Genomic DNA, 12647 nt, shown 5'->3' with positions numbered 1-12647 from the left:
CGCCGGGCCCGGCCGCCCGCTGCCGCCCTCGTACCCCGCCTGGGCGGCGGCCTGCCGGGCCGCCGACGGCGCGGCCGCCGGGCTCGCGGCCGTGCTCGGGCCCGAACGGGAGGAGTGCGCCGACCGGCTGCGCGCGTTCGCCCGCCGGACGGACGTCGCGGACGCGCTGCTCCAGCTCTCGCCGGACTTCCACGACGCCGTGACCCACCGGTCGCCGCCCCGCGGTACGGCCGGCGGACGGGCCCTGGAGCGGCGGCTGTACGCCTACGCGCAGCGCCTCGCGGCCAAGAACGAGACGACGAGCGCGTTCGGCCCGGTGACGTTCGGCCGGTTCGCGCCGGGCGCCGCGGACCATTGCGGGCCGGAGGCGCCCGACGGGGTGTACGAGCGGCGGTCCTTCGTGTCCTTCTGGGCGGCGGCGGAGATCGGCCGGGCGGCCACCCGGGCGGCCCGGGTCCGCGAGGGGCTGCCCGTGCGGCGGCTGCCCGTCCTGCGGACCGCCGACGGCGCCGCCCTGCTGCCGGGCCGCCCGCCGCACCCCCTGACCGGGACCGAGGAGCGCGTCCTGGCCGCCTGCGACGGGCGGTTGACCGCCGCGGGCATCGCCGCAGCCACGGGGATCCGCCCCGACGAGGTACGGGCCGCGGTCCGCGCGCTGGAGGCCCGGGCGTTCGTGGGGCGCCGGTGCGAGCCGAGCTCCACGGTGTTCGACCCGCTCGGTGACGTCCTGCGTCAGCTGCCGGACGTGCCGGAACTCGACGGGTTCCGGCGGGAGGTCCGGCGGTTCGCGGACGCCGTGGAGGAGTTCACCCGGCTGGCCCCGGCCGGGCGGCCCTCGGCGCTGGTCCGGATCGAGGCCCTTTTCACCGGTCTGACGGGCCGTCCGGCGCGGCGCAACGCCGGTGCCACCTACGCGGACCGGTCCGTCCTCTTCGAGGACTGCGCGGGCGACGCGCAGCCGGTCGTCCTCACCGAGGAGCGGCGCGCGGCGCTGACGGCCCACTTGGCTCCGGTGCTCAACTTCGGTCTCGCCGTCGGCCAGGCCGTCCGCCGCTCCTACCGCGCCCTGGCGGCCGAACTCCTGGAGAAGTCCGGGCCCGTGCCCTATCTGGAGTTCGCCGAACGGCTCGCCGAGTTCGTCCGCGACGGCGGTCTCCGGGCCCGGCAGGGCGAGGTGGCCGCGCTGCGCGAGGGCTACGAGCGGCTGGTGCGCGCCGCGTCCGACGGCCGCGTCGCCCGGCTCGACGCCCGCGCACTCGCCGGCCTGGCCCGGCCCGGCCCCGGGGCCGCCTTCGTCAGCCCGGACGTGATGCTCGCGGGGGACGGCAGCACGCCCGTCCTCGGCGAGATCCACCCGTACGTCTTCGGCTGGGGCCTGCAAGGGGCGTTCGCGCCCGACCCGGCGGCCCTGGACGACGAGCTGCGGGCGCTGCTCCCGGTGTGGGGCGGGCCCGGCCGGCTCGCCACCGTCCTGCACCGGCGCCGCCACAAGGGTCTGCTCAGCGAACGGTTCCCGGGCACGTTCGTCGAGGTCACCGGTGTGGCCGCGGGAAGCACGGGCGGTGCGCGCCGACGACCGGCGGCCGTGGCGGATCTGTGGGCCGAGCTGCGCGACGGCGAGCCCGAACTCCTGGGCCCCGATGGCCCGCTGACCCTGTACGTCGGCGAGGAGGACCACCCTCACCTGCGGGTGTTCGCCCCCGCCCAGGTCGAACTGCCCCGCCTGGACTTCGGGGTGCGGACGCCGCGGATCGAGATCGGCCCGGTCGTCGCGCAGCGGGCCGCCTGGAATCCCGGCCCCGGACGGACGGCCCTCCTCACGACGGCCCCCGGGCCCGGACTGTGGACGGCCGTCCACGCGCTCCGTACCGAACTCGGTGTCCCCCGGCATGTGTTCGCGGCGAGTCCGGCCGAGATCAAGCCGGTCTGCCTCGATCTGGACGCGCCGTTCGCGCTCGAACAGCTCCGCGCGCTCGTCCGGGCCGGTCCCGTGCGCCTCGTCGAAATGCTGCCCGGACCGGAGGAGTTGTGGCTGCGCCGGTCCACCGGCCCGCACACCAGTGAACTCCGGCTCACCATGGTGCGCTCCGCAGCGGAGGAAACATGATCATCATCGTTCCGCCCGGCGGGGACCCCACGCTGCGGCTCACCGCGGTGCCCGACGGGGCGACGGTCGTCGACATCGGCCGCCGCTTCGTCGCCGGCCTCATCCGGCAGGCCACCCGGGGCACCCTGCGCACCCGCTCCCGCGCCCCCGGCGACCGGCTCATGGCGACGGCCGGCGCCCGCGCCCTGTCCGACGCCTCCCGGCCGCCGCTGCACCGGCTGCGCGGGCTCGGCGCCCTGCTGGGCGCGCTGTACGAGCCGGGGCACGGGGTGCGACTCCGGCTCGACGACCTCGAACTGACGGACGGCGGCACGGAGTACGGCGCCGACGTCCTCCGCGCGGCCGCCGCCCCGGCACCGTACGACGAGGCCCTGGCCGCGGCATGCGCGGACGTGCCGCCGGACACGCCGGTACGGCTGGTCGTCGAACGGGACCAGCAGCTGCCCGCGGCGGTGGCCGTCGCGCGGGCGCTCGGCCCGCGTGTGCCGTCCCTGGAGGTCACGGGCCGCTGGGCCACGGCCCACTGGCCGGTGCTCGGCCGCCTCGGCCCCTTCGCGGACGCCCGCCTGGTGCCCGCTCCCCGCGGGCTGGCCTGGGAGCTCTCCGACCCGTTCGGCCCGGCCCCCGGCGACGGTCTGCGCTGGCGCGAACGTGCCGCCGACCCGGTGCCGTCGGAGCCGTGGGCCGGCCGGATCGGACTGCGGGAACTCATGGACCCCGAGGGACCGTGCGCGGGGCCGCCCCCGCCCCGGAACTCCCCCGGGAGCGGCGAACGGTCATCGGTGTGCGCAGGGGACGGACGCGGGTTCCGCCGCGCCGGCGTACCGACGGGCGACTCCTCGAAGTGCTCGCCCGACACCCGCCGCCCGAGGCGGCGCCCCGCCTCCCCGGACGACATCCGCTTCGCCGGACCCACCACCGTCACGGCCCCGCCGCCCGTGAGGGACACGGCCGGACCCCAGGCGGCCGGCGCGCCCGCCACCGCCGCCCGGCCGGCGGCCGGCGCACCGGGCCGCGGGGAGCGGTGGGGCTCCGGAGCGTTCCCGCGGCTCGTCGTCCTCGGCGTGTGCGCCGCCCCTGACCGTGCGGTGGGACGCGGCGGAACCGAGCTGCCCTGGGATCAACTGGCCTCCTGTGTCCGCGTGTTGCGCGCGAAGGGGGTGGCCGTCGTCGCCGAGCTCTGGCTCGGTGCGCCCGGTGTCGCGCCGGAGGGGGCCGAGGAAGCGCTCGCCCGGCTGGAGGACGCCGTGGACCGCGTCATCGGACTCCGGGTCTTCGACTGGCCGGCCGACTGGTCCGTACCGCACTGGGCCTCCCGCCCGGTGACCCTGGCGGACACCGGCGCCGACCTCCCGAGGCAGCGCGCCGTCCTCGACCCCGCGCCGCTGCCCCCGGACCGGCTGGCCGCCCTCGTCACCGCCCTCGGACGCCCCCTCGCCCGCGCGGGGCGGCTCGCCCCCGGCCGGGTCGCCGGCGCGTACCTGCTGCCCCCGGGTCCGGCCCCGGACTCCGTACGCGGTCTCGACCCGGACGTCGTCGTCGGCCGCCGGAGCGCCCGCGCCGACAAGGCCCTGGCCGTCAACCTGCGGACGGGCGCCTGTTCGTACGTGTCGCTGCGGATCGCCGACGCCATCGACCGGTACCGCGACGGCTACGCGCTGCGGGAGGCGCTGCGCCCCCTGTCCCCGGGTGCCGTCCGCGCGCTGCGCGACGGCGGGGTCCTCGGCGAGGTGCCATGACGACGGACACGCCCGCCGCCGGGAGCTGGCGGATGTCGCCGGTCTTCGTTCTGCGGCACACCGGGATGCCCTTCGAGTGGCTGGAGGAACTGGGCGTCCCGGACGCCGTCGTGGACGCCGCCGACCGCGTCCTGCGCACGCCGGAGGACACGGCGGCGCGCGCGGAGTTCGTCCGCTCCTACGGGGACGCCCGGAACCGGCTGCGGCGCATGCTGCGGGCGACCGCCGCGCGCCCGGAGTTCCGGGCCGCGGTGTTCCTGTCCAACCCGGGCATGTACGAGGGCATGCTGACCGGGTGGCTCGCCCGCGAGCACGTCCCCGACACCTCCCGCTTCCGGCGCGTCGAGCGCCAGGCGTACCTCTACCTCCAGCGGTTCTGCGGCAAGAACGAGACGACCAGCACCTTCGGTCCCATGGGGTACGGCGAGGTGGACGACGGCACCGGGCTGCGGGTGGAACGCGTACCGGTGCGGCGCAGCGTGCAGCTCACCCGGTGGGCGCTGGAGGAACTGGCCCGCGCGATCGGCCGGGATCCGGGCCTCCGTGCCCACATACCGCTGCGGCGCAGCCTGCTCGCGGACGACACCCTGCCGGAACCGCCGGACGGGCGGCCGTGGCCGCCCGAGGCCCCGGCCGTCTGGCGGCACCTGGGCGCGGGCGCCGCGTCCTTGGCGGCCCTCGCGGCGGAGACGGGCCTTCCGGCGCGCGCCCTGGCCGGTGCCCTGCGGTCCCTGGCCGCCGCCGGGCTGGTCCACCGCGGGCTGCTGTTCCCCGCCGAGGACACCGACGGGCTCGGCGGGCTGGGCCGGGCGCTCGCGGCGCTGCCCGCCGTCCCGGCGCGTACGGCCTGGGCGGACGAACTCCGGGACGTGGCACGCGAACTCGCCGCTTTCCGGGACGCCGGTGACGCCGAGGACGCGGCGGAGCGGCGCGGCGTCCTGCTGGCCGCCCTGGAGAAGCGGTTCACCGCGCTCACCGGGTCCGCCGCCCGGCGCGGCGCGGGCCAGGTGTACGCGGACCGCCTGCTGCTGTTCGAGGAGGCGTCCTCCCCCTTCCGGATCGGGGTGGGCGCCGGTCTCGCCCGGCGGATCGAGGCAGCCGTCGCTGCCGGTCTCGACCTCTCCGCGGCGGCCGGGGCGCAGGCCCAGCGGGCCCAACGGGAGCAGGCGGCACGGCTGTTGCGTTCGGCGGGGCGTCCCCTGACCTTCGTCGTCTACGCGGAGGCGGCCCGGCCGCCGGGCGAGCTCCGGTCGGCCTTCGGGACGGGGGCGGAGCCGCTGCTGGTGAAGCCGATGGCGACAGGCGGGGTCGCGGAGATCGACCTCCCCGTCCCCGCCGACACCGGCCCCCTCTCCCGGTACGCCCTCCCCGACCTCTGTCTGCTCGGGTCCTGCCCCGAGGAGGTGGCGGCCGGGCCTCGGGTGGTGCTGGCCCGGGTGCACCACCACTTGCTGCTGCGCGGCTGGCTCACCACCTTCGCGGAGGCCCCGGAGCGCTTCGACCGTCAGGTGCGGGAGTGGCTGGAGGGCTGCGCCGAGGGGAGGATCACCCGGGCACTGGCCACCACCCGCCGCAACAAGGGCTTCTACCGGTTCCCCGGGCGGCGGGTCGCCATCACGCCGGCGGACCACGAGGGCCGTCCGGGCCTCGTGCCCGCCAGCAGGCTGTGGGTGGGGCCGGGCCCCGACGGGCTGCCGCGGGTCACGGACGAGTCCGGGGAGCCGGTGCTGCTCTACCCGCCGCTCGCCGATCTGACGGCCTACCCGCCCCTCGCCGCCCTGACCCCCACGCCCGTGCTGCACCGGCCGGTACGGCGGGCGGACGGGGCCGAGGCGCCGCTCGGGCGGGTGCGCGTCGGCGGCGCGGTCTACCAGCGCGCCTCGTGGACGCTGCCGACGGCGCCGCTCGCGGGGCTGCGCGGTGCCGACGCGTTCCTCGCCGTGCGCCGCCTCGTGTCGGAACGGCGGTTGCCGCGCTGGCTGTTCGTGCGGGTGGGCGGCGAGCGCAAGCCCGTCCTCGTGGACACCCGGTCGCCGTTCGCCGCGGACGTCCTGTGCCACCTCGCCACCGGCGCGTCCGCCTCCGGTGAGTCGTCCTGCCGGGCGGAGGAGATGCTGCCGGGGCCCGGCGACCTGTGGCTGCGGGACGAGCGGGGCCGTTACTCCTGTGAGCTGAGGGTGCAGTTCCTGCGCGGCGTGGACCCGTCGCCGGCGGACGGGGGCGGCACGCCGGAGGCGCCGGACGGTGAGCACACCCCGACGACCGTCCGTCCTCTCCGGCCTCCCCCGACAGCCCCCTCCCCGGAAGGCCCCCATGAGTGAGCAGCCCCCCGCCTCCTGGTCGGCGTTCCCCCTCGCCGTCGCGCGGAGCGCCGGATTCGACTACGCGCTGCTGGAGGCCCTGGCCGACCCCGGGCTCCTGGACGACGACGCCGACCTGGAGGAGCGCTACCCGCGGGCGTGCGCGAGGGCCCGGGCCGCGCTCGTGGCGCTGCTGGACGATCCGTCGGTCCGGGAGGGCATCGCCGTCCTCGCCCCGGACGTGCTGCGTTTCACCGCCGAGCGGGTCCGGAGCCGGCCGTCGCGCACGGGCGACCCCGACAAGCACGAGCGGAAGCTCGCCCTGTTCCTCCAGCGCCTGACGGCCAAGTGCGACACCAACGCGATCGCGGGCACCGTCGGTTACGTGCCGCTCGCCCCGGAGACCGCCGGCCTGGTGCCGCGGGAGCCCCTGCGGCGCGGGTTCGTCGCGCACTGGGTGCTCAGTGAACTCGCCCTGCTGGACGCCCTGGGACCGGAGGGGCCGGGCGGGGACCGCCACCTGACGGCCCGCCCGCGCCCCGGGCCCGCCGCCGCCCTGCTGCCGCCCCGCGCCCGGCGGGCGGTGCACGAGCTGGTGGACGGCGCCGGGACCTGGGCCCGGGCCGCCGAACGCCGCCCCGCCCGCCGGACCGACCGGGAGACCGTGGCCGCCCTGCACCGCCGGGCCGTCGTCTGGTCCGCGCCCGTGCTGCCGGTGTCGGAACCGGACGCGCTGCGCGCGGCGCGGGCCGTCGCCCCCGGCCTGGACGTCGGCGTGCTGGCCGAGGCGGCCGAGGGCTACGCGCACGGCGACGCCGACCGGAAGCGCGCGGAGCTGGAGCGTGCCGAACGGTGGGCGGCGGCCCGCGGCCTGACGGAGGTACGCCGCGGCGCCGGCCGGGTCTACGCCGACCGGACCGTGCTCTACGCCGAGCACTACGACCCGGAGGCCGCGCGCCGCTGGCCGCACGCGGCGACCACCGCCGTCCTGAACGCGCTCCGGCCCGCCCTGGAGCTGTCGGCGGCCACCGGGGTGTGGGCGCGGGAACAGGCCCGGGCGCGGGCGGCCGCCGACTTCGCGGCGCTGCTGGCGGGCCGGGACCGGGCGGGTCTGGACGAGGTGCTGCGCGGCATGCCGGGCGGCTACCCGGTGGACATCGGCGCGGCGGCGCCGGTGACGGCCCTGCTGGAAGCGGTCGCCCGGCGCGGCCCGGACGCCACCGGCACGGTCCGGCTGGACGCCTCGGACGTCGACGCGGCGTGCGCCGCCTGGCTGCCCGCCGCCGGGCACACCCTGCTCGCCTCGCCCGACGTCTTCCTCGCCCCCGGCGACGGCGACCCCGTGCCGGAGGTCGTGGTCGGCGAGGTGCACGCCGGGCTGACGGTCCTCGGCAACCTGCTGTGCTTCCTGCCCGACCGGGACGCCGTCGTCGCCCGGGCCCGGAGCTGGCTCACCGGGCGGGCGCCCGACGCGGCGCGGCTCGTCAACGTGACGATGGGTCAGCGGTACGGGAAGGTGTGCCACCTGGAGGTGATGCCGCGCACCCTGGAGCTGACGGGCCCCGCGGCGCCCGGCCGCGAGCCGATTCCGGTGGACGCGGTCGAGGTGACCGCCGGCCTGGACGTCCGGCTGCGCGGCTCCGGGGAGCCGGTGGAGCTGATGCTCGCCTCCGGCGACGGCACCGTCTTCAGCCCGCTGGCGCCGCCCGCCGCGCGGCTGCCGGTGCTACGGCTGCCGGGCGCCGCGGCGATGCCGCGCATCGCCGTGGGGCGCCTGGTGCTCCAGCGGGCGACGTGGTGGTTCCCGGCGGAGCGCCTGGCCGAGCTGGGGCGAGGCCGGGCACCCGTGCGCTACCGCCGGCTCCGGGATTTCGTCCGCGGGCACGGCCTGCCCCGGCGTACATTCGTCCGTGCGCCGGGCGAGCCCAAACCGGTGCATCTCGACGCGGCGAGCCCGCTGCTGGCGGACGCGGTGACGCGGCTGCTGGCCGGGGCCGGCGCGGAGCCGGGGGCCGAGGTCGCCGTCACGGAGATGCTGCCGGACCCCGGCCGGCAGGGCGGGCGCATGCACGAGTTCCGGCTGTCGTGCGTGCGTGAGCCGGTGGTGCGCGAGTCGGTGCCGAGGAGGCCCAGGTGACAGGCGGATACCGCGCGTTGTTCAGCCACCCGGGGGCGGGCGGCCTGGCACTGGCGAGCCTGGTGGGCCGGCTGCCCAACGGGATGCTGGGCCTGGCGTTCGTCCTCACCCTGGTCAAGGCCACCGGTTCGTACGGCGCCGGTGGTGCGGCGGCCGGTTGCTACACGCTCACCGCCGCGGTCCTCGGCCCGCTGTGGAGCCGGGCCGTGGACCGTATCGGGCCGCGCGCCGTACTGCTGGTGACGGGCACCGGTCAGGCCCTGGTGCTGGCGACGGTGTCCGTGCTGGCCGCCCGGACGGACAACCGGGTCGTGCTGATCGGGCTCACCGCCGCGAGCGGGGTGCTGCTGCCGCCGCTGGGCGCGATCATGCGGGCGCTGTGGTCGCGGATGCTGGCCGACGAGCCGGACGCCAAGGCCGCGGCGTTCGCGTACGAATCGGTGGTCGTCGACATCGTGTTCATCGTCGGCCCGTCGGTGGTGGCCGGGCTGGCCGCGCTCGCCGGGCCCACGTCCGCCCTGTTCTGCGCCGCGGTGGCCACCGCCGTCGGCTGTGTCCTGGTGGCCTCCAGCCGGCACGTGGCCGAGGCGCACCGGAACGGCGGTGCCGGTGGGCACTGGCTGGGGCCGCTGCGCAGTCCCGCGGTCCTCGGCCTGCTGCCGGTCGGGTTCCTGGTGATGGGCAGCATCAGTGTGATCGAGGTGTCGCTGGTGGCGTTCGCCGACGACGCGGGGCAGCGGAACGCCTCGGGGGCGCTGATCGCGGTGCTGTCGGTCGGCGGTGTGCTCGGCGGCCTCTACCAGGGCAGCCGCCGCCAGCCGGGAACGCACGGGCAGCAGCTGGTGGTCCTGCTGGCGGCGCTGGCCACCGGCTGGGCGCTGCTGGCGGTCTTCGACAACGTCTGGCTGCTGGGCTGCCTCCTGGTGGTGGCCGGCCTCGCCCTCAACCCGGCGATCACCGCGCAGTACAGCACGATGGACGACATCGCCCCGCAGGAGGCGCTGACCGAGTCGTTCGGCTGGCTGAACGCCCTGGGGTCGGCGGGTTCGTCGGCCGGCGCGGCCGTCGCCGGTGTGGTGGTGGAGTCGGGCGCGGGCGGCGGCTTCCTGCTGGCGGCCGGCTGCTGCGGGCTGGGGTGCGCCATCGCCCTGTCGTTCCAGCGGACCTGGCGGCGCGGCGTCCCCGAGGTGCAGCGGGACGACGCGCCCTCGGCGGCGGGCGGGTGAGGCCGCACGGTCCGAGCCGTCCCGCCACCCCGCCTCCGTGATCCGAAAGGACGTCCGATGACCGCGATCCCTCCGCGCGTGGTGTGCCTGAGCGGCTCCCTCGCGCCCGATTCCCGTACCGAGCGCGTCGTGCGGTGGTTCGCCGGCCGGTGGACCCGGCAGGGCGGCCACTGCGACCTGTTCACCGGGGACGACCTCGACTTCCCCTTCTACCGGACGGAGGGCCCGCGGCCCGAGCCGGTCACCCGTTACCTGGACGCGCTGTCCGGCGCCGACGCGGTGCTGCTGGCCTCGCCCGCCTACCACTGCGCGGTGTCCGGCCTGCTGAAGAACGCGCTGGACTATGTGAACGACCTGCGGGCCGCCCCGCAGCCTTTCCTGGACGGCAGGCCCGTCGGCTGTGTGGCCGTCTCCCTGGGGAACCAGGGCGGGGCCGCCGTCCTCACCTCGCTGCGCACGGTCGCCCACGCCCTGCGGGGCTGGCCGACGCCGCTCGGGGTGGCCCTGTCCGGTGACACGGAGGTGGCCGCCGACGGGCGGCAGGTGCCCGAGCAGGTGGGCGGGCAGCTGGAGGTGATGCTCGCGCAGATGTGGCGGATGGCCGCGCCGAACGCCCGCCGGCGGCAGCGCGCGGCGGATCCGGTGCCGGTGGCCCGGGGCTGAGCGGGCCGTCCCGCCGGGGAGGCGGAACGCGGACGGGGCGGCCGGGAGGTCTCCCTCCCTGCCGCCCCGTCCGGCGCGTGCCCGTGTCAGGCGTTCAAGCGCGTGTCAGCCCTTCAGCGCGCTGCGCTTCTGCCACTGCTCCCAGGTCTCCTGCCAGACCTCCAGCCCGTTGCCCACATCGGTCTTGACGGTGCTGGAGGTGCCCTTGACCTCCACGGTGGAGCCGATCGGCAGGAAGTCGTAGGTCCGCTTGGCGTCCTCGGTGGTCATGCCGAAGCAGCCGTGGCTGTTGTTGACCACGCCGATCGAGTTGTTCCAGGGCGCGGAGTGCAGGAAGGTGCCGGAGGCGGTCATGTGGGTGACCCACTTGGCGTCCAGCATCCACTGGTTCCCGTAGCCGATGGTGGACGAGTCCATGGTCTCGTCCGCGTTCTTGCTGCGGACGGTGTGGATGCCGCCTCGGGTCGGGGCCTCCGGGGAACCGGCGGAGCCCTTGACGCTGCCGACGGGCTTGCCGTCCTCGTACATGGTCAGCGTATGGGCGGGGACGTCGATGACGGCCTTGTGGTCGGCCCCTATCGTGAAGCCGTAGTCGTAGTCGCGGGCGAACCAGCCGCCCTCGCCGGAGTTCACGCCGGCGAGCGAGCCCTTGACGGAGACCTTGGTGCCGCTGGGCCAGTAGGTCTTGGGCCGCCAGTCGAGGCGGTCCTGGCCGGAGTAGTCGGTCACCCAGCCCCAGGCGCCCTCCACCTGCGGGGAGGAGGTGACCTTGAAGTTCTTCTCGACCTCGGCCCGCTTGTCCCTGTCGATCTTGTGGTCGAAGAGGATCGAGACCGGCATGCCCGTACCGACGGTCTGCCCGTTCTGCGGGGTGTTGGTCAGCTTGTTGACCTTCGGCGCCTGCTGGGTGCTGAAGGTCGCGGTCGAGGAGGACTTCCGGCCCTTGTCCGACTCCGCCGCGGCCTTGACGGTGTAGGTGGTCTTCGGCTTGACCTTGCCCGCCGACTGCCAGGTGACCCCGTCACCGGACAGCTTCCCCTCGACCTTCTCCCCCTTCTCGTCCTTCACCTCCACCGAGGTCAGCTTCCCGCCGTCGGCCTTGACCGAGATGGGCGAGCCGAGCTTGACCTCCTTGGTCCCGGCCGCCGGACTGACGGTCACCTTGGCCGCGGGACCGACGTCGTCCGACCCGCCCCCGGACCCCCCGGAACAGGCGGACAGCGCCAACGAGCCCATGAGGGCGGATATCAGCAGGACGGGGCGACGGCCCAACCCGACGTGCACGTGAACAACCTCCAAGACAACGAATCCGTGGCGGGCCGGCCTCGCTGCCGGTTCGAGACGGATTCGACATCCGTACGACAACCCCCCCGCCACTCTGTACAGATGACCCGGACGCCGCCGCGGTTCCTGGTGAAAGCGATATTTGTGCAGGAATTGTGTGGACGGCCGGAAAGCCGGGGCGAAGTCCCCTGGAAACGGCGAAACGGTGGCGCTCCCTCCGCACGGGAGGAGCACCACCGCCGGACCGGGGCCGCCTACTCGCGCGGCAGCTTGGTGGCCGTGTCGAGATAGAACGCGTCGATACTGCGCACGGCACGGGTGAAGTCGTCGAGGTTGACGGGCTTGGTGACGTAGGCGTTCGCATGGCGCCGGTACGCGTCGGTGACGTCGTCCGGCGCGGCGGACGTGGTCAGCACTACGACCGGGATCGTGCGCAGCTCCTCGTCCTCCTTGAGGACGGCCAGCAGCTCGCGGCCGTTCATCCGCGGCATATTGAGGTCCAGCACGATCAGGTCGGGCCGGGGCAGGCCGGGGTCGCGCAGGTGGTCCAGGGCGGCGATCCCGTCCTGGACCTGGGTGAGGTTGCGGGCGGCTCCGTGGTCGAGGAGCGCCTCCTTGATGAGCATCGCGTCCGCGAGGTCGTCCTCGACCAGGAGGACGTCGTACGGGCGCGCGGGGGCGGCCATCATCATCGGCTCCGCTCGGTGTGCGTCGGGGGACGGTGGGTGGTGCCGTGCACGATGCCGGGCCAGCGGTTGCGGGCCCCCTGGCGGCTCATCTCGCAGGCCCGTCCGATCTGGGGGTAGCCCGCGCCGGTCCGCGCGGCCTCCTCGGCCGCCCGGTCCGTCAGGCGCTGCACCGCCCGCTGGATGTGCACCAGCATGTGCAGGTGGGCCAGGGCCTCCCCGCGCGCGCCGGCCGCCGCCTCCTCGTCCGGGCCGTCCGCCCGTTCCCCCGCGGGCAACGGGCGGTACGCCCGGTGCGCCAGACGATGGGCCAGGACGTCGAGCGATCCCTCCACCAGCGTGGAGATCTCTCCCTCGGTGAGGCGGGGCGAGAAGTGGGTGCCGGGCATGGCGCACACCCTAGGCGCTCCGGCCATCCGTCGACAACTACGGTTGTCGGGGCGCCGATCCGGTGTGATCGCCGGGGTGCCGGGGAAGCAGCCCGGGGGAACCGAGAAGGAAGGCG

General features: G+C 76.2%; 9 protein-coding genes. 6 read left to right on the top strand and 3 right to left on the bottom strand.

The annotated features are described in order from the left end of the window. The 6 genes from HN013_RS12180 to HN013_RS12155 form a co-directional block, all read left to right on the top strand. The coding region (locus HN013_RS12180; RefSeq protein WP_171166072.1) for a lantibiotic dehydratase at nt 1-2107 on the top strand (2107 nt) is incomplete at its 5' end. Next, on the top strand, nt 2104-3846 hold the full coding sequence (locus HN013_RS12175) for a hypothetical protein (RefSeq protein WP_171166070.1): 1743 nt from the start codon (nt 2104-2106) through the stop codon (nt 3844-3846). The genes HN013_RS12180 and HN013_RS12175, both read left to right, overlap by 4 nt. Next, nucleotides 3843-6167 (top strand): lantibiotic dehydratase, encoded by a 2325-nt coding sequence (locus HN013_RS12170; RefSeq protein WP_171166069.1) that lies wholly within the window; start codon nt 3843-3845, stop codon nt 6165-6167. Before HN013_RS12175 ends, HN013_RS12170 begins: the two co-directional genes overlap by 4 nt. Continuing rightward, a complete protein-coding gene (locus tag HN013_RS12165; protein ID WP_171166068.1) occupies nt 6160-8283 on the top strand; it encodes a hypothetical protein in 2124 nt (707 codons plus the stop codon). Before HN013_RS12170 ends, HN013_RS12165 begins: the two co-directional genes overlap by 8 nt. After that, on the top strand, nt 8280-9509 hold the full coding sequence (locus HN013_RS12160; RefSeq protein WP_171166067.1) for an MFS transporter: 1230 nt from the start codon (nt 8280-8282) through the stop codon (nt 9507-9509). Before HN013_RS12165 ends, HN013_RS12160 begins: the two co-directional genes overlap by 4 nt. Nucleotides 9510-9566: 57 nt before the next feature. Further along, a complete protein-coding gene (locus tag HN013_RS12155) occupies nt 9567-10172 on the top strand; it encodes an NADPH-dependent FMN reductase (protein WP_171166066.1) in 606 nt (201 codons plus the stop codon). A 105-nt stretch (nt 10173-10277) separates the two neighbouring features. Here HN013_RS12155 and HN013_RS12150 read toward each other — a convergent pair whose 3' ends face one another. The 3 genes from HN013_RS12150 to HN013_RS12140 form a co-directional block, all read right to left on the bottom strand. After that, nucleotides 10278-11456: an Ig-like domain-containing protein gene (locus tag HN013_RS12150; protein ID WP_171166065.1), complete on the bottom strand. Its 1179-nt coding sequence runs from the start codon at nt 11454-11456 to the stop codon at nt 10278-10280. 254 nt (nt 11457-11710) lie between these two features. Beyond that, on the bottom strand, nt 11711-12145 hold the full coding sequence (locus HN013_RS12145; protein ID WP_171166110.1) for a response regulator: 435 nt from the start codon (nt 12143-12145) through the stop codon (nt 11711-11713). Continuing rightward, nucleotides 12145-12531, bottom strand: coding sequence for a hypothetical protein (locus HN013_RS12140; protein ID WP_171166063.1), 387 nt, complete (start codon nt 12529-12531; stop codon nt 12145-12147). The genes HN013_RS12145 and HN013_RS12140 overlap by 1 nt, the downstream gene beginning before the upstream one ends. Nucleotides 12532-12647 lie beyond the last annotated feature (116 nt).

The sequence above is a fragment of the Streptomyces sp. I05A-00742 genome, assembly GCF_013055795.1.
Taxonomy (GTDB): Bacteria; Actinomycetota; Actinomycetes; order Streptomycetales; family Streptomycetaceae; genus Streptomyces.
This window is presented reverse-complemented; position numbering and strand designations above follow the sequence as displayed.